15 protein-coding genes and 1 riboswitch are annotated in these 17,483 nt (G+C 69.6%); of the genes, 3 read left to right on the forward strand and 12 right to left on the reverse strand.

Features of this window, described 5'->3' with window-relative positions:
• Entirely contained in the window at positions 1 to 1,050 is a 1,050-nt protein-coding gene (locus tag OX958_RS20325; protein WP_270130561.1) for an ABC transporter substrate-binding protein, read from the reverse strand.
• A gap of 474 nt (positions 1,051 to 1,524) precedes the next feature.
• On the opposite strand from OX958_RS20325, the gene OX958_RS20330 reads away from it, so the two are divergent.
• Both OX958_RS20330 and OX958_RS20335 read left to right on the forward strand, forming a co-directional pair.
• Positions 1,525 to 2,781, forward strand: a complete 1,257-nt coding sequence (locus tag OX958_RS20330; RefSeq protein WP_270130563.1) for a sensor histidine kinase — start codon at positions 1,525 to 1,527, stop codon at positions 2,779 to 2,781.
• A gap of 23 nt (positions 2,782 to 2,804) precedes the next feature.
• Positions 2,805 to 3,470, forward strand: coding sequence for a response regulator (locus OX958_RS20335; protein ID WP_270130565.1), 666 nt, complete (start codon positions 2,805 to 2,807; stop codon positions 3,468 to 3,470).
• 166 nt (positions 3,471 to 3,636) lie between these two features.
• Here the strand turns inward: OX958_RS20335 and OX958_RS20340 are convergent, their stop codons facing one another.
• Positions 3,637 to 4,164 (reverse strand): MarR family winged helix-turn-helix transcriptional regulator, encoded by a 528-nt coding sequence (locus tag OX958_RS20340; RefSeq protein ID WP_270130566.1) that lies wholly within the window; start codon positions 4,162 to 4,164, stop codon positions 3,637 to 3,639.
• A gap of 125 nt (positions 4,165 to 4,289) precedes the next feature.
• On the opposite strand from OX958_RS20340, the gene OX958_RS20345 reads away from it, so the two are divergent.
• Positions 4,290 to 4,958: an FMN-dependent NADH-azoreductase gene (locus OX958_RS20345; protein ID WP_270130567.1), complete on the forward strand. Its 669-nt coding sequence runs from the start codon at positions 4,290 to 4,292 to the stop codon at positions 4,956 to 4,958.
• Between the two features lie 81 nt (positions 4,959 to 5,039).
• Here the strand turns inward: OX958_RS20345 and OX958_RS20350 are convergent, their stop codons facing one another.
• From OX958_RS20350 to surE, 10 genes are all read right to left on the reverse strand, one after another.
• Positions 5,040 to 5,888, reverse strand: coding sequence for a putative RNA methyltransferase (locus OX958_RS20350; RefSeq protein ID WP_270130569.1), 849 nt, complete (start codon positions 5,886 to 5,888; stop codon positions 5,040 to 5,042).
• A 68-nt stretch (positions 5,889 to 5,956) separates the two neighbouring features.
• On the reverse strand, positions 5,957 to 6,841 hold the full coding sequence (locus OX958_RS20355; RefSeq protein ID WP_270130570.1) for an ABC transporter permease: 885 nt from the start codon (positions 6,839 to 6,841) through the stop codon (positions 5,957 to 5,959).
• Positions 6,828 to 7,769 carry an ABC transporter ATP-binding protein gene (locus OX958_RS20360; RefSeq protein ID WP_270130571.1) on the reverse strand — a complete coding sequence of 314 codons (942 nt, stop codon included), beginning with the start codon at positions 7,767 to 7,769 and terminating at the stop codon, positions 6,828 to 6,830. Before OX958_RS20360 ends, OX958_RS20355 begins: the two co-directional genes overlap by 14 nt.
• Before the next feature lie 638 nt (positions 7,770 to 8,407).
• On the reverse strand, positions 8,408 to 9,535 hold the full coding sequence (locus OX958_RS20365; protein WP_270130573.1) for a LolA family protein: 1,128 nt from the start codon (positions 9,533 to 9,535) through the stop codon (positions 8,408 to 8,410).
• A gap of 96 nt (positions 9,536 to 9,631) precedes the next feature.
• On the reverse strand, positions 9,632 to 10,246 hold the full coding sequence (locus OX958_RS20370; protein ID WP_270130574.1) for a hypothetical protein: 615 nt from the start codon (positions 10,244 to 10,246) through the stop codon (positions 9,632 to 9,634).
• Positions 10,243 to 11,664: a 5,6-dimethylbenzimidazole synthase gene (bluB, locus tag OX958_RS20375; protein ID WP_270130575.1), complete on the reverse strand. Its 1,422-nt coding sequence runs from the start codon at positions 11,662 to 11,664 to the stop codon at positions 10,243 to 10,245. The genes OX958_RS20370 and bluB overlap by 4 nt, the downstream gene beginning before the upstream one ends.
• Positions 11,661 to 13,016, reverse strand: coding sequence for a cobyrinate a,c-diamide synthase (locus OX958_RS20380; protein WP_270130576.1), 1,356 nt, complete (start codon positions 13,014 to 13,016; stop codon positions 11,661 to 11,663). The genes bluB and OX958_RS20380 overlap by 4 nt, the downstream gene beginning before the upstream one ends.
• A 25-nt stretch (positions 13,017 to 13,041) precedes the next feature.
• Positions 13,042 to 13,656, reverse strand: a complete 615-nt coding sequence (gene cobO / locus OX958_RS20385; RefSeq protein WP_270130578.1) for a cob(I)yrinic acid a,c-diamide adenosyltransferase — start codon at positions 13,654 to 13,656, stop codon at positions 13,042 to 13,044.
• A complete protein-coding gene (locus OX958_RS20390; RefSeq protein WP_442913209.1) occupies positions 13,656 to 16,157 on the reverse strand; it encodes a VWA domain-containing protein in 2,502 nt (833 codons plus the stop codon). The genes cobO and OX958_RS20390 overlap by 1 nt, the downstream gene beginning before the upstream one ends.
• 71 nt (positions 16,158 to 16,228) lie before the next feature.
• Positions 16,229 to 16,371, reverse strand: a riboswitch (cobalamin riboswitch).
• A 355-nt stretch (positions 16,372 to 16,726) separates the two neighbouring features.
• Positions 16,727 to 17,482, reverse strand: coding sequence for a 5'/3'-nucleotidase SurE (gene surE, locus OX958_RS20400; protein WP_270130580.1), 756 nt, complete (start codon positions 17,480 to 17,482; stop codon positions 16,727 to 16,729).
• Position 17,483: the final 1 nt, after the last annotated feature.

The raw sequence follows: 17,483 nt of genomic DNA on the forward strand, positions 1-17,483 counted from the left end.
TCAGCCTCTGGGAGCCAGGTCGGCGTTCACGACGTCGGCCGGCGTGATCGACTTGGCCGGGATCACCTCGTACTTGGTCAGGTCGTCGATGACCCGCTGGACCCGGTCGGAGTCGACCTCGCCCAGAGCACCCTTGAACTCGTCGGGCTTGGCGTACTTCTTCATCAGCTCGAGCTCCTTGGCGGCCACCGTGACGTTGGTGTCCGGCACGTACTTCTGCAGGATCTTCGCCGCGGCTGCCGGGTCGGCCAGCGCGTCGGTCAGACCCTTGAGCAGCGCCTCGGTGAACTTCTTCACCTGGGTGCCGTTGTCCTTGACCAGGTCGTCCCGCGCGATGATCGCGTTGCCGTAGAGGTCCTGCACCTTGTCGCCGTACGGCAGTACGACGGCCTTGCGCTTCTTCTCCTTGTCGGCCGCCTCGACCAGCGGCAGGCCGACCACGAACTGGCCGATGCCGTCGACCTTGTTGTTGGCGAGCAGCGCCGGCAGGCCCGGCGGCGGTGACGGCACGAACTCGACCGAGTTCTTGTCGATCCCCACCTGCTGCGCGTACAGCGGGAAGGTCACCTGGTTGGTCGAACCGGGCTGGTCGCCGATCCGGGTCTTCTCGCCGTTGGCCTTGACCAGCGACTTCGGGTCGCGATCCTTGATCTGCCCGCCGTCGAGAGCGACGATCGCCGCCATCGAGCGCTGGTGGATCATCCCGACCGTGGTGACCGGAAGCTTCTGCTTGGCCAGCGTGATCATCACCGCGGTGAAGTCACCGATGCCGTAGTCGGCCTGACCGCCGGCGACGATCTTCATCACGTCGACGGTGCCCTTGCCCGGCGTGATCGTCACGTCCAGCCCGGCATCCTTGAAGTAGCCCTTCTCCAGGGCGACATACGCGTAGGCCTCGCGGCCGAAAGTGCCGAAAGAGGTCAGATAGCTGACCTTCTCCAGTTTCGCGTCCCCGTTCGCGCCCGTCGAGCTGTCGTCGTTGCACGCGCTCACTCCGGTAGCGAGTGCAAGTACCGCCACCAGGGCGACGGCCGAACGTCTGAACCTCATGCAGGACCTCTCCTCTCCGATATTTGATCAAACATCAAATATGGAAGGGTGGTCAATCGGCCCTCGGGGACTTCACAGTGTCTTTACGTAACGCTTCTGACACTGTCCGGGTCCCCTCAGAACCCGACTGCCGCCCGTCCTGGAGCCGTTTCCCCATGCCCCTCCGTCACCGGAAGGGCACCCCGCCCCGACCACAGACCGTACCCGTCCGGACAGCAGATCGCGACGCCCGTACGGACCGAACGTGGCGGGCGCGGGACAAATTTGTGTAAACCCGGCCGCACTGTGACCTCTGTCATGCAAACGCTCTCTTGAGCTGGGAACAGACATCGGTCCGCGAACGTTCGAGCGGAGCCGGCAGGTCGTCCCCAGTCGCCCCGCCGTCCGTCGCTCCGCCGTCCGTCGCTCCGGCGAGGGATCCGCTTCCCCCGGGCGAGGGAGCCGATCGCGGAAGCGGACTGGGAGGATGGGTTCGTGGCCAACGTCCTGGTGCGAGGGTCGACCTACCTGCGCTGGGTCTATCTGCTGCTCGGCGCAGCCCTGGTGCTTGCCTTCATTTTGGTCGACAGCGCGCTGGTGGCGCTGATCGACGGTCTGGCGCTGCCCAAGGTGCTGAGCGTCATCCTGGTCGTGCTGGTCGCGGCGACGCCGCCCCTCGTGCTGGGCATGCTGCCGGCAGTCCGCGAGGTGGAGGGCATCGCGGTCGAGTCGCTGCTCGGCGTCCGCTTCGAGGAGCGCCCACTCGGCCCGTCCCGGACCTGGCCGCAGCGCCGCCGGACGGCTGCCTGGTTCTGCCTGCACCTGGCCGCGGGCGGTTTCGTCGGCGTCCTCAGCACGATCGTCTTCGGCCTCGGCGGGGTGTTGCTGGCGGCCCCCTTCCGCTCCCCCGGCAGCCACGAACTGATGCCCAGCCTGGACTACCGGGTGACCGGCCGCTGGACCGACTTCTGGATGCCGGCAGCAACGATCGCGGCGATCGTCGCGCTCATCCTGCTCTCGGCCGGCATCGGCGCCCTGCTCGCGGCGGCGGCTCCCCGATTGCTCGGCCCGACCCCGGCCGAGCGGATCGAGCTGCTGGAACGCCGTACCGCGACCCTTGCCGAGCGCAACCGGCTGGCTCGTGAGCTGCACGACAGCGTCGGCCACACCCTCAGCCTGGTCACCATCCAGGCCGCCGCGGCGCGCCGGGTGCTGGCCACGGATCCAGCCTTCGCCGAGACCGCGCTGGCCGCGATGGAGACCTCCGCCCGGGCTGCCCTCGCCGATCTCGATCACGTTCTCGGGTTGCTGCGCGACGACCGCCGGCCAGGCGCCGCGACCGCTCCGCAGGCGACCCTGGGGAACCTCGACCGGCTGGTGGAGGCGACTCGGGCGGGTGGCATCGCGGTCGGCGTCCGGCGTACGGGAGATCTTGAGCAGTTGCCTGCGGCGGTCTCGCGGGAGGCGTACCGGATCGTCCAGGAAGGACTGACCAACGCGATCCGGCACGCGGGCCGCCCGGCGGACGAGGTCAGCGTCGAGGTGCTGATCAGTCTGGACAAGTCCGGTCTGCTGCTGGAGCTGGCCAACCCGGTCACCGTGGGCACGGCCGACCACTCTGGCGGCGGCCGAGGGCTGGCCGGTATCCGTGAAAGAGTCGCCGTACTTCGCGGCACCGTCGAAGCCGGTCCGGTCGCGGATCACTGGCGGCTCGCCGTCACCTTGCCGGTCGCTGTCACGACCAAGACCTGACCAGCGCGGTGGGTGAAGCAGAGATGGAGAACACAGTGCAGATATCGGTGGTCGTGGTGGACGACGAGCCGCTGATCCGCAGCGGGCTGCGCGCCATCATCGACGCGGAGCCCGACCTGACCGTCGTCGGTGAGGCCGGCGACGGCGCCGAGGTGCTGCCCGTGGTCCGGCGAGCCCGGCCGGACGTCGTCCTGATGGACGTCCGAATGCCGGCCGTCGACGGCATCCAGGCGACCCGCCTGCTGCTCGACGGACTGGACCCGGCGCCGCGCGTGCTGGTGGTGACCACCTTCGAGAACGACGACTACGTGTACGACGCGCTACGGGCGGGCGCCTCCGGGTTCCTGCTCAAGCGCACTCCCCCGGACGACATCATCGCGGCGATCCGCACGGTCGCGGGCAGCGAGTCACTGCTGTTCCCGGAGGCCATCCGGGCGCTCGCCCTCGCGCATGTCGGGCAGGCCCAGCAGGCGAGCGGCCTCGACGAGTACCAGCTGACTGAGCGCGAGCAGGAGGTACTGCGGCTGATGGCCCGCGGCCTGTCGAACGCGGAGATCGCCAAGGAGCTGATCCTGGGCGTTCAAACGATCAAGACCCATGTCGCCAATCTGCTGGCCAAACTGGGCGCCCGGGACCGGACCCAAGCCGTCATCCAGGCCTACGAGTCCGGTTTCGTCCCGCTCCGCTGATCCTCGACGCCGATCCGTCGACGCGGATCTGCTCTGCGCGGACCCTCTCACTGAGCGCCTCGCTCCAGACCAGCCTGCCGGGACCGGTGGTGCTGATCCCCTTGCCGCTGATCCCCTAGCGCTGATGCCCCAGCGCTGATTCAGGCTGCGCCGGTCCCGGCGCCGATCAGGTGTCGGCTGGGTCGACGCCTTCTTCGACCAGGCTGCAGGCGTTGTGCAGCGGGTCGATCCGGTCCGCCTGCACGGCGATCCGCTGGAGCAGCATCCGGAAGACCATCCGCTCACCGTCGTCCAGGCCGCCCATCACGGCGTCCTCGCTGGCCGCGAGCCGGCGCTCCAGATCGCAGAGCACCTCTCGCCCCTGATCGGTCGGCGCGATCAGCCGAGCGCGACGGTCGGCCGGATCGGCCTGCCGCTGAACCAGGCCGGCCTTCTCCAGGTCGTCCAGCAGGTACGTCATCACCGTGCGATCGACCCCGAGTTGCGCAGCCAGCTCGAGCTGGCGCTTCGGCCCCTCACCGATGCTCGTCGCGAGCACCTGGTATCCCCGGGGACCACCCGGGACGTCTTTCAAGGCGTCGGTCGCCGCCTTCGCGTACCGCCGGAAGACAACCCCGAGCGCCCAGCCGAGATCCGCCTCGACCGAGGTACCGCGAGCTGCCCGAGCTGCTGTTTCGGGCGACGGACTGGTCATGAGTTCCATCGTACGGGGTCCAAACGCCAGGAATACGATCTAACTTGAATATGTTCTGTTCTACAGACTATCTTGAGAACAGCTCAGCTCGAGCTCTACCAGTTCTGTTTTGAGAGAGGAACGACATGACCACCCTCCTTCGCGTCGACGCCAGCATCCGGGTCGACGGTTCCGTCAGCCGAGCGCTGGCCGACAGTGCCGAGGCAGCCTGGCGCGCGGAACACCCGGACGGCGTCGTGGTTCGGCGCGACCTCGGTCGCCACCCGCTCCCGTCGAATGCCTGGCCTGCCGCGGTGACCGGCAAAATGGGTCTGGACGCCGGTGCGGACGCCGACCGTGCGGACGTCGCCGAGGCGACGGCGCTGGCCGCCGATCTGGCCGCGGAGCTGAAGAGCGCCGACGCGGTGCTGCTCGCCGTACCGCTGTACAACTACGGCCTTTCCCAGCACATCAAGACCTGGATCGACCTGCTGCTGATCGACAACGAGCTGGTGAGCGGACCTGGGCCGGTTCAGGGCAAGCCGATCATCTTCACGCTGGCCCGCGGCGGTGGCTACGGCGCCGGTACTCCGCGCGAGGGCTGGGACCACGCGACGCCGTACCTGGAGCGCGTCTTCGGTGACATGTTCGGTATGAGGGTCCGGCAGGCCGTCGCCGAGCTGACGCTCGCATCGGTCACCCCGGCGATGGCCGAACTGATTCCTGCCTCCAAGATCGCGGAGGAAGAGGCGCACGTCAGCGCGAAGGAGCACGGCGTCGCCGTCGCCAAGGAGCTCACGGCCGCCGCTGTCTGATCGGCCCCGTCATAGGCCGAAGTCTCTGGCCTGACTCTTCGGCCGAACTCTCTGCTGGTGCCGTGCTCGAGCCGGCACCCGTCAGATGGTTCGCCAAGTGGAGAGCGTCACCGACAAAGTGACCTCCGCCGGATCAGCCAGTACTGCGATCCGCTCCGCCAGCTCGGCCTTAGCCGTGTGCCGCGCGCTCGGCGTCATCGCCACCAGCCGCTCGACCGCCGCATGGTCGAGACGCATCGTCACCTCGACGCTTTCGCTCCCGGTCCGCCGGAACGAACCGGACAACGACTCGGTGAGCCGACGTTCCTTCTCCTCGTCCACCTTCACCAGCCCCAGCACTCCGATCAGCTCGGTCAGGTGAGCCTGGTTGGGCGTGACCACCAGCAGGACTCCCCCGGCCGCAAGAATCCGCGCCATCTCGGTGGCGTTGCGGGGCGCGAAGACGTTGAGCACCACTCGCGCCGCGCCGTCGAGCACTGGCAGCTCTCGCCACGCGTCGCTGACCACAGCTCCGATCCGCTCCGGATCGACCTTCGCTGCCCGCCGCGCCGCGTATCGCGAGACGTCCAGCGCCAACCCACGCACCCCTGGCCGAACACCGACGACGCCTTCGAGGTAGTAGCCGGTTCCGGCCCCCACCTCGACCACCAGCTCCTCCGCGCTGCTCTTCTCCAGCGCCTCCGCGCTTGCGGTCGCCAGCGCCTCGCGGATCGGCAGGTAGAACCCGCCCGCGAGGAACGCCTCGCGCGCCTCGACCATCTCCGCCGAGTCGCCCTCGATCCCGGTAGAGGCCGAGGGCAACAGGTTGAGGTAGCCCTGCTTGGCGAGGTCGAACGCGTGCCGCTGGGGACAGTTCGCCGTACGGCCGGCCAAGGTCAGTGCGTCGCGGCAGACCGGGCAACGCAGTACGGAGACCAGGTCGGGATGCACAACGGCGAGACTAAGGCATTTTCAACGCGGGCCGGAGTCGCGGTGTCTGCCGGCGACTCAGCTCGGGCCTAGCCGTTGATGTCGCGACTGGTCAAGCGGGCCCAAGCTGCCGCATAGAAGACGGTCAGGTAGCCGGCTTGGAGCAGCAGGTTGCGGACGATCGCATCCCAGTACGGCGGATCGCGGAGCAGGTCGGCGAAGGAGGGCCAGCCGTACATCATCAGCCAGGGATGGATCTCGTCGATCTGCGGGATCGCCCCGAGGATCCCGAACACGATGAACGCACCGAAGGTCGCTGCCATCGCGGCGAGCGGCGTCGAGGTCAGGGACGACACGAACAGGCCGACTCCGGCGAGCCCAAGCAGCGACAACGCGACCAGGAGCGCGATCCCGAGGGCCCGCAGCAGTCCGTCGGCCAGCGACACCGTCGTCCCCGAGAGCAGCACGACGTCGCCGACCGGGAACAGTGCGAGGCCGGCGATCAGCCCGGCGAGCCAGATCGTCAGGGTGGCCACCAGGCAGAAGACGATCAACGCGACCAGCTTCGCTGCGAGCAACCGAGATCGCCCGGCCGGCGCCGTCAGCATGTTGCGCAAGGTGCCGAGACTGGCCTCGCCGGCCAGCGACTCCCCTGCCACCACCGTCACGGCGGTAGGCAGGAAGAACGGCAGCGACAGGCCGAGACTCGCGACGATGAGGAAGAACCCGTTGCCGGCGACCTGACCGATGAATCCCTCACCGCCCTCCGACCCGGACAGCTTGATCGCGACCCCGACCAGGACGGGTACGCCGGCCAGCACTGCCAGCGTCACCCAGGTCCGGGCGCGCCCGAAGACCAGGTGCAACTCGGAGGCGAAGAGCGCGATCGTGTGCCGGCCCGCGGTGGGCCTGCGGGAGTTGTGCTCGCTCACTCTGCCGAGATCACGGCGGTCGGCGGTTTCACTCAGCGACATCGAAGCCCTCCCCGGTCAACGCGACGAAGGCATCCTCGAGGCTCGGATGTTCGAGACCGAACCCGTGGATCCGGACGTCCGCCGCGACCAGCGCGGCGGCCAGCTTGTCGATCGGCAGCTCGCCGGGATCGCCGTCGACGAACGCCTCCAGCCGCCGTACGTCGGTCAACCCCAGCCCGGCCAGCGTGGTCGCGGCCTGCTCGAGGTCAGGCGTCCGGACCACCAGGCGCGGGCGCAGCTCCGAGCGCAACTCGGCCATCGTGGACTGCCGAACGATCCGGCCGCGACTCATCACGGCGGCGTGCGTGCACACCTGCTCCACCTCGGCGAGCAGGTGGGTGGAGGTGAAGATCGTGGTCCCGTCGTCGGCCAGTTCGCGGATCAGCGAACGGACCTCGCGGGTGCCCTGCGGATCGAGCCCGTTGGTCGGCTCGTCCAGCACGAGGAGGTCGCGGCGCTGCATCAACGCGACGGCAATCGCCAGGCGCTGACGCATGCCCAGTGAGTAGGCGCGCACCTTCTTTCCCGCGGCGTTCGACAGCCCGACCCGCTCCAGCGCCAGTCCGGCCCGCTGCTTGCGCGTGCGGGGGTCGGCGGTCCGGTCTGCGGCGTCGAAGCGGAGCAGGTTCGCGGTCCCGGTCCAGAACGGGTAGAACGCCGGTCCCTCGACCAGAGCGCCGACTCGTGGCAGCACGGAGAGCTGAGCCTTGGGCATCGGCTCTCCCAGTAACTCGACCGAGCCGGACGACGGCGCGATCAGCCCGAGCAGCATCCGGATGGTCGTGGTCTTGCCCGACCCGTTCGGCCCGAGAAACCCGAAGATGCTGCCGGCCGGAACCACCAGGTCGATCCCGTCGACCGCGATCTGCCCACCCCGGAACCGCTTGGTCAGCCCCCGGGTGACGATCGGCGCATCGCTCTCGCCCAAAGCTGAATCGGCGGGGCGAGACGAAGCCGACCCACCGGCGCGCGACGAAGCCGACGTGCCTGCGTTAGAAGAACCAGACCCGGCGGTGCCAGACGAACCCGATGCGCCCGAGTCCGGCACAGCCGACGCGGCGGCACTGAACGAAGTCGACGCGCCCGCCGAAGCCATCCCGGCGGCGCCGGATGAGGCTGACCTGCTGGTGGATGCGGGATCGGCAGGAACGGACGACTTGGTGCTCGACCGTGTTGCTTCGCCCCCGGACCGAGCACTCGCCAGCGCGGGTGCCGGGGCTGGCGATTCGGCGATGGCCGGTGGCGGTGTTGTTGCTTCATCCCCAGACCAAGCACCCGCCGAAGCGGCTGCTGAGGCTGCAGACTCGGCGGCGGTCGACGGCGGTGCTTCATCCCCGGACCCAGCACGCGCCAGGGCGGGTGCTGGGACTGCAGACTCGGCGGCGGTTGACGGTGTTGCTTCGTCGCCGGACCGAGCGCTCGCCACAGCGGGTGCTGGGGACTCCGCGGTGGGCGCCGGGTGATCGCCTGGTGTTGGGCTTGGTGCTGCTGGCTTGTCTGCGGCTGGGCGTGCTGGCCCGCCGGGGGAAGGGGACATCGGTGGCACCGGATCGCTGGTGTGGTCGGTCAGCGGGGGGCCTTGGCGGCGGCGGCTTGGAGGGCATCTGGGGTGACCAGGCCGGTGAAGATACGGCCGTCGGTGGTGATCAGGGCGTTGACCATCTTGGTCGACAGGATCTTGCCGGTGCCCCAGCTGCCCTGGACCGTCGGCGCCTTGGCGAGAAGCTGGTCGAGGGCCGGGTTGCCGGCGGTCGGGTTGCCCCGGAGTACGGCGACCGCGTTCCAGCCTTCACCGACGACGGTCGGACGGTCGGACGGTACCGACGGCTTCGTCGGCGTGCCAGGCTTGCCGGACTTCGGCGTGATCGGCGGAGTCTGCTTGCCGAGAGCCTTCGCCGGAAGCTTCTTCTCCGTCACCTTGACGCCCTTCGGCGGGGTGAAGGCGAAGGTGCTCGCAGCCGGTACGTCGAAGGACACCGCCGAGAAGCCGAGCTGCACGGCCGGGTCCTTGCCTGTGCGGGGCAGCACTGTGACCTGCAGCGGCACCCAGGTCTTGGAGTCGACCGCGAGGGTGACCGAACCGACCGTGGTCTGGTCGGTCTTCGGCACCAGGCGCAGCTTGTAGGCATCGCGGCCGGCGACCTTCTCCGTGCCGCTGACCTCGACCTTGGTGGACGGGTCGATGGCGGCGAGGAACTGCTTGGCCACTGCCTGCGGGTCGTACGCCTGCTTCTCCGGCGCGACCTTGGGTGCCTTCTCCGGCTTGGCCGGGTGCGCGGGCAGCGCCAGCTTGGTCGCTTCGCGCTTGGCCGAGTCGTAGACCCAGGCGGTCTTGCCGTCCGTGGTCAGCACCCGCTCGGCCATGTGGTCGAGCACCGAGACGCGGGCCTTGTCCGGGCCGGCGAAGGCGACCCGGGCGGTGTGGTCACCGGTCAGCAGGTCGAGGAACTGGTTGGCGTCCTCGCCGCCCATCCCGGGCAGCGCCGGCAGACCGAGATCGGTCGAGGACGTGACCGTCCCCGACAGACCGTCGACCTTGGCCGTTTGCACGCGGGCGAGCAACTCCTGCGCGGTGATCCTGGGCAGGTCCGGAGACGCGTCCGCGACCATCGGCCCGAACGCTCCCACCCCTGCGACCATCGCGACTGCCGTGACCGGCACCAACCACCGTCGACTGCGCTTCGCTGCTCCCATGTCATCAAGACTCGCACTCCGCACCCGCCGAACCAAGCCGCTCAGGGTCCGTTCACCCAAAAGAGTGAACGGACCCCGCCGAGGAGTAGCCGAAAGTCAGCGGCTCTGCAGCGCGTCGAGCGCGACGGTCATCGCGGCGGCGACGCGGAAGTCGAGCCGCGAGTCCGGCACGGAGATCCGGTAGCGGTCACGCACCGACACCTTGCGCTCGACCGACAGCACCGGCTGACCGGTGGCGCGGTCCTTGAAGTCGAAGTGGAAGATGAACGGCAACGGGATCTCCCCGACGAACGGGACGAACTGCCAGATCCGCCGGACCGCCGCGATGGTCGGGTTCCGCTCGGTGCCGTCGGTCTCCAGGCCCGGGCTGCTCAGCTGCCAGCTGGACCGCAGCAGGCTCTTGCCGAAGTCCTTCTTGAACCAGCCGATCGCCTGGCCGTTGGCGTCGAACACGTCGTAGCCGGAGCCGAGGTCCAGCCGCTTGCGGGCCTTGAACGAGAAGACTGCCTGCGACTTGGAGTCGTCGGCGTAGAAGGTGACCTGTTCCTTGAAGGCCATCCGCTTCTGCTGCGCGAACGCCAGCATCGGTCCGTCGGTGCCGTCGGGGTTGGTGGAGATCAGTTCGTACCTGTTCGCCATCAGGGTGATCCGCTGCTTCATGGAGAAGGCGGGAACGTACATAGGCGCAGGGCCTTGAGGTGGGACCGTCATGCGGAGGAGTCTGTCACCTTCAGCGGCTCATCCGTCCCAGCTCCACAGGCCAGGGCCCCCAGCCGCACTCCACGTGCCAGCCCGGCCGCCACGGCCGAGTCCGACATCAGCTCCAACTGAAACGCTCCGACCCCCTGCAGTACAAGGTCCCGAGCCACTTCCACGCCCAGCTCGACGGCCTCGTCCACTGTCCGAGCCGGCCGCCACAACACTCCGAAGTCCGCCCGAGGCTTCTCCCCACCAACCTGTACGACGAGCGCCTCCGCCCGCTCCAGGTACGCAGGGGCCGCGTCATCAGCCACGATCAGCCGGACCACCTGCGTCCCAGCAGCCTGTACTGCGCCGGCAGCCGCCGTAGCGTCGTCAGCGATCACCGCACTGGGCTCTACTCCCGGTAGACCTCGTTGCCCCCACGCCTCTTGATGCACGGCCCAGGACAGCGGCCGGCGAGCTGCCCAGCCGCTCCTGACCAGCTCGGGCGCCGCAGCGAACGCCTCGACATGTCCGACACACAGATAGCCGACCAGTTCGACGTGCGCCGGCAATCCCAGGACCGCAGCGACCTCGCCCGGCTCGAAGAACGACACCCACCCGACCCCGAGCCCTTCGGCCCGCGCTGCGAGCCACAGGTTCTGCACTGCGATCGCCGCTGAGAACCAGGTCGTCCGTGGGTCCGCGTGCCGGCCCAGCACGTGCCTTCCGCCGCGTCCGGGATCGCAGGTGACCGCGATGTTCAGCGGGGTCTCCAGGATCGCCTCGATCTTCAGCCCGTCGAAGGCGCTCCGTCGATCGGCCGGTAGGGAAGCCGCGAAAGCATCCCGCTGCGCGGCGGCAAGGTCGCGGACCGTCCGCCGAGTGGCGACGTCTTTGATCAGCACGAAGTCCCAGGGCTGACTCAACCCCACACTGGGGGCCCGGTGCGCCGACTCCAGCACCCGAGTCAGTACGTCGTCCGCGATCGGCCGGTCGACGAACCCGCGTCGCACATCACGCCGCTCCGCCAACACTCGATGTACTACGTCCCGCTCCCCCACCGCATAGCCAGGAGCAGCCGGCACCTCCGGCAACCGCCCCACCGCCACAGTGGCCCGTGCTGACGCCTGCTTCGGTACTACGACCTCAGCCCCGCTGAGCATCACAGCCGCCTCAGCGACACTCGCAGTACCGGCCAGGCGCTCGACCGTGTCGCTCGGAGTGGGTACTGCGTGTTGCGACAGCTCCAGCTTGGAGGCAGTGAGCAGCTGGGCTCCCAGCGAAGCCACCAGCCGCTGCAAACCCGGCTCTGACTCTCTGCCGTCGACAGTGACGACTTGGCTTACCTCTGCCGCGTCCATCCCGGCAAGCGCCGAGTCCACCAGGTCCCGCAGCTCCCGGTACGACGTACCGGAGCGCAGGCCGACCCCCAGGACGAGGCTCACTTCTCCAGCCCTGCATGGACACGGGCAGCGGCCACGAACCTGGCCGGGACGTCAGGGGTGGCGGTCCAGTGCAGGTGAAGGTAGGACGCGTGGATCTGCGCGCGGGCGAATCCCTCCCGCTGACCGCCCGGCAAGTACCAAGCAGCCGGTACGTCGTCGTCGAACTCCACCGTCGTGCGGTGGAACTCATGCCCCCGAACGCGCCGCCCTTCGTCGAAGAAGGACGTCGTGGAAGCAGCAATCGCCGTGCGGTAGCCGAGCGTCAGGCGACTGGTCATCTGCGCCTTGGCAGGCAGTACGCCGGTGAGCTGGTGGCCGTCGAGTTCACGGCACAGGTAGAGCAGCCCGGCGCACTCGGCTACGACCGGCAGACCGCCCGCGACCTCTGCGGCGACCTGCTCACGCAGTGCGACGTTGCCGGAGAGCGCTTCCGCGTGGAGTTCGGGGAAACCGCCGCCGAGGTACAGCGCGGAGGTTGCTTCGGGCAACGAATCGTGCAGCGGGTCGAAGCTGATCACGTCCGCGCCGGCCGCGGTCAGCAGTTCGGCGGTCTCGGCGTAGCGGAAGGAGAAGACAGGTCCACCGGCCATCGCGATCACCGGGCGCCCCTCCTCGGCCGGAGTCACCTCTGCCGCCGGATCCCACGGAGTCACGGCGAGCGGAACGGCTGCCCGGGCGGCGACGACGAAGGCCTCCAGGTCCACGCCCTGACGAACCAGCTCGGCGGCCGCGTCCACCGCGGTCGAGGCCTGCTCACGTTGTTCGTCCGCCGGGACGAGACCGAGGTGGCGACTCGGAACGGTCAGGCGGGTGTCACGACGCAGTACGCCCAGAACCGGTACGCCGGTCGGCGCGACCCCGGCGCGTACCTCGGCCTCGTGGCGATCCGAGCCGACCTTGTTCAGGATCACTCCGACGATCCGCACCTCGGGGTCGTAGGCAACGAAACCCTGGACGACCGCACCGACGCTGCGGCCGGCCGCGGAGGCGTCCACCACCAGCACGATCGGTGCCTGCAGCAACTTCGAGACGTGCGCGGTCGAGGAGTAGCCCTCGGTGCCGAGCGCGCCGTCGTACAGGCCCATCACGCCTTCGACGACCGCGATGTCCGCGCCCGCGCAGCCGTGTGCGAACAGCGGCGCGACCCGCTCCTCACCGGACAGCATCGGGTCGAGGTTGCGCCCAGGCCGGCCGGTCGCGACCGCATGGAAGCCCGGATCGATGTAGTCCGGCCCGACCTTGAAGCCGGCCACCACATGCCCGGCGCGCCGCAGCGCGGCCATCAGCCCGACCGCGACGGTGGTCTTGCCCGCGCCGGAGGACGGCGCGGCGACGACCAGCCGCGGGATCACGCCGTCACCCGGATCCGGCGCGCGCTCACCACTCGATCCCCCGCTGGCCCTTCTGGCCGGCGTCCATCGGGTGTTTGAGCTTGGTCATCTCGGTGACCAGGTCGGCCGCGTCGAGCAGCCGCTGGTCGGCGTTGCGGCCGGTGATCACGACGTACTGGTGACCGGGCCGCGACGTCAGCGTCTCGACCACCTCGTCGACGTCGACCCAGCCCCACTTCATCGGGTAGGTGAACTCGTCCAGCACATAGAGATCGTGGCTCTCGGCGGCGATCCGGCGCTGGATCTCCCGCCAGCCTTCGAGCGCGTCGGCGGCGTGGTCCTCCTCGCTGCCGGCCTTGCGCGACCAGCTCCAGCCCTCACCCATCTTGTGCCACTCGACCGGGCCACCCTGACCCGTTGCCTCATGCAACTGACCGAGCGCCTTGAACGCGCTCTCTTCGCCGACCTTCCACTTCGCGCTCTTGACGAACTGGAAGACGCCGATGTTCCAGCCCTGGTTCCAGCCGCGCAGCGCCATCCCGAACGCGGCGGTCGACTTCCCCTTCATCTCCCCGGTGTGCACCATCAGCAGTGGCCGGTTCCGGCGCTGCCGGGTGGTCAGGCCGTCCTTCGGTACGACGCTCGGTTGTCCCTGCGGCATCAGGCGGCGCTCCGATCGGTGACCGCGCGAACAAGATTGCCCGCGGCAACTTCTCCCAGGTCCAGGTACTCCGCGCCCAGGTCTGCGGCCAGCTCGGCCGCCAGTCCGAGGCGCACCCCGCGGCGCGGTTCGCAGTCGACCACGACCGACGCGATCCCCTGCTGAGCCAGCCATCCGGCGGCCTGCTTGGCCTTGAGGAACGCCTTGTCGCCGGAGGTCGCCCGGCCATCCGTCACGAGCACCAGCAAGGGACGCCGGCGCGGATCGCGGATCGCGGCGATCCGCAGTACGTCGGCGGCTTTGAGCAGGCCCTCGGCGAGCGGAGTGCGGCCGCCGGTCGGCAGGGACTCCAGCCGGCGTACCGCGGTCTCGACGCTGCCGGTCGGCGGAAGGGCGACGGTCGCCTCGGCACCCGAGAAGGTGACCAGGCCGACGGTGTCGCGGCGCTGGTAGGCGTCGAGCAGGAGCGAGACGATCGCGGTCTTGACCTCGCTCATCCGCCGCTTGGTGCCCATCGAGCCGGAGGCGTCGACGCAGAACAGGACCAGGTTGCCTTCGCGGCCCTCGCGCACGCCGAGGCGTACGTCGGAGGCGCGGACAGCGAGGCCTGGTCCGGTGCGGCCGCGGGCGTGCTGATGGGGTGCTGCGGTGCGGATGGTGGCGAGGAGATGGGGACGGCCGGATTCGCGGCCCACGCGCGCGCGGTCGCCGACCACGCGGCCGACCTCGGTGAGCGCTCTCGAGCGGCGTCCGGCGACGCCTGCACCGGCGGACTGGACGCTCAGGAGACGAGCCTTGTAGGGCTCGGAACTGGCGGCGACCTGGCCGGTCGGCGCGGGGCCGGAGAGAGCGCTCCCTGGGTTGCCCGGTTTGGCGGGGTCGGCGTCGGGGTGCGGGCCGGTGGCGTCGTCGGTGCTGTTTTCGCTCGCCGGGTCGTTGCCGTCGGAGCCGTTGTCGCGGGGGCCGTCGTCCTGGGTGCCGTTGTCCGGGCCACCACCGTTGTCGGAGCCGCCACCGTCCGGGCCGTCGGGGTTGCCGTCCGGTCCGTCCGGGTCGTCGTCAGGTGGGGTGCTGTTCTGGATCGCCTGCTCGAGTTGCTCGTCGTCCAGGCCCGGCGCGTCGAAGGGATTGCGGCGCTTGCGGTGCGGCAGGGCGAGCTTGGCGGCGGCGCGGACGTCCTCGACCTCGACCACCGTCCGGCCGGACCAGGCGGCGTGGGCGACCGCGGTGCGGGCGGTGACCAGGTCGGCGCGCATGCCGTCGACGTCGAAGGACGCGCAGATCTCGGCGATCTGGCGAAGCGCCGCGTCGGTGAGGATCACGTCGGCAAGGCGGGACCGGGCCTTGACGATGCGCTCGGAGAGCTCGGCCTGCGCACCGGCGTACCTGGTGACGAAGGCGGCCGGGTCGGCCTCGTAGGTGAGGCGGGCGCGCATCACCTCGACCCGTACGGCGGGGTCGCGGCTGGCGACGACGTCGACGGTGAGGCCGAAGCGGTCCAGCAGCTGCGGGCGGAGTTCGCCCTCTTCGGGGTTCATGGTGCCGACCAGGACGAAGCGCGCCGGGTGGGTGATCGAAACCCCGTCACGCTCGACGGTCGCGCGTCCCATCGCGGCGGCGTCGAGCAGTACGTCGACCAGGTGGTCGTGCAGCAGGTTGACCTCGTCGACGTACAGCAGCCCGCGGTGCGCCGCGGCCAGCAGACCGGGCTCGTAGACCGTCACACCTTCGGAGAGCGCTCGCTCGAGATGGAGAGAACCCAGTACGCGGTCCTCGGTGGCGCCTACGGGAAGTTCGACCAGCCGCGCTGGGCGGGAGATTGCCGCGGGGATAGACACCGAGGCGGAGTCAGGCGCAGAAGCCGCGTTGGCGGTGGAAGCCGCAGAAGCCGCCTCGGCGCCGTGAGCGGCACGAGTCGCGTCGGCGGTGGGAACGACGGGAGTCGCGGCGACGATGCGAGCGGCGGGAATTGCGTCGACGGTGGAAGCCGTAGGAACCGCGTCGGTGGTGGGAGCCGCAGGAGTTGCGTCGGCGGTGTGAGCGGCAGTCGCCTCTGCGGTGGGAACGGCAAGAGTTGCGTCACGGGTGTGAGCGGCAGGAGTTGCCTCGACGGTGGAAGCCGTAGGAGCCGCCTCGACGCCGTGAGCCGCGGAAGTCGCCCCGCCGAGGGAAGCCGCGGGAGCCGCGTTGGCATAGGAAACGGCGGGGGATGCGGTGGGTGGGTGGTGCGGGGCGTCGGGGCAGGTTGGGTCGGGGGCGGCGGGGTCGCAGGAGAAGCGGCAGGCTGCTACGACCTCGACGGGCGGGAGGATCTCGGTGAGCGCGCGGACCGCGGTGGACTTCGCTGTTCCCTTTTCGCCGCGGATCAGGACGCCGCCGATCGCCGGGGAGATCGCGGCAAGGATCAGGGCGAGTTGGAGATCGTCCATCCCGACCACCGCGGTGAAGGGGAAACCGGTCGGGGCCGGCTGGTGGTTCGAACTGGTCGGGGCAGAGCCCATGGCGGTGCTTCCCTTCGTCCCGCGGGTGTCCACGCCCGCCTTGGCACTTGGCACGCCGGGCGCGCGGAAGCGCTCCCTGGCGGACGATCGCGGATGTCCTGGCTTCCGGGCCTGAGCCCGGTCACAGTGGCGGGACCGCCCCGGAATCCAGCCCCGACAGGGCTGTCACCGGTGTTCCTCCACGCGCGTCCCGGCGATCATTCCACATCGTCTGCCGGCCACTCGGTGGGGAGTCCGTAGAGCGCCGCCGGGAACCGGGCAGACAGCCGAAGGGCACACCGCCATCCCCGTACCAGCCAACGCCGTCCTGGGCAGGCGCGCGATGGAGCAAGTCAACGATGTAGCGAGTCGACGATGTGCCCCAGCCCGACACCGACCGCGGCGAGCATCACCGAGATGCTCGCCAGCAGTTCCAGCACGAACGACGACAGGACCCCGTCTCGTGCTGGCCGACGCCGTCCTGGGGAAGCGCGCGACGAAGCAGCTTGGCGATGTGCTCCGGCTCGTGCCAGCCGTCGCCGTCCTGGGCAGACTCGCGACGCAGCAGGCCGCGGTGCTACTCCGCAGCGCTAGTTGGTGAAGACCGTTGACAGGTGTGCCGCGGCGGAGTTGCCGGGGAGTTCGCCGACGCCGGTGATCGGGGTGACCGTGATGTATCCCGCGAGCAGCAGTGCCTCGTCGGTGTCGGTGTCGCCGGGGGCCTCGTGCAGCGTCAGGCCGACCACTGGATCGCCTGTCGGCGACTTCTCCAGCACCAGGCGGGACCGGTCGTACGCGACCAGGCGGGCCCAGCGTGCACCCTTGAGTTCGCTGACCGGGACGTCGGGCACGTTGATGTTGATGACCGTTCCGGCCGGCTGCTCCAGCAGCCAGGAGAGCGCTTCCGCTGCTACCAGGCCGGCCGTTTCGACGTACTGCGGCTGCTCGGAATCGATGCTGATCGCGAGTCCGGACAACCCCTGGCTCGAGGCGGTCAGCGCGGCCGCCACTGTGCCGGAGTGCAGGATCGGGCCGATGTTGTGCCCGTTGTTGATCCCGGAGACCACGATGTCGGGGGACGGACCGTACGCGCCGAGCCGGGCCAGGGTCACTGCCAGCGCGGGCGTTCCATCGATGCCGATGAAGCCGTTCTCGCCGACCTTCGACCGGACCGCGCGGCCGATCATCCCGGCGCGCGAAGTACCGACGCCGCTCTGGTCGTCCCACGGCGCCACCACCTGGACCGAGTGGCCGGCCTTCTCGAGGGCCGCCGCGAGTGCCTGGATGCCCAGGGACTCGTAGCCGTCGTCGTTGGTGACCAGGACTCGGAGCTGTTCGGACGCCATG

The organism is Kribbella sp. CA-293567, assembly GCF_027627575.1.
In the GTDB taxonomy this organism is placed as follows: domain Bacteria; phylum Actinomycetota; class Actinomycetes; order Propionibacteriales; family Kribbellaceae; genus Kribbella.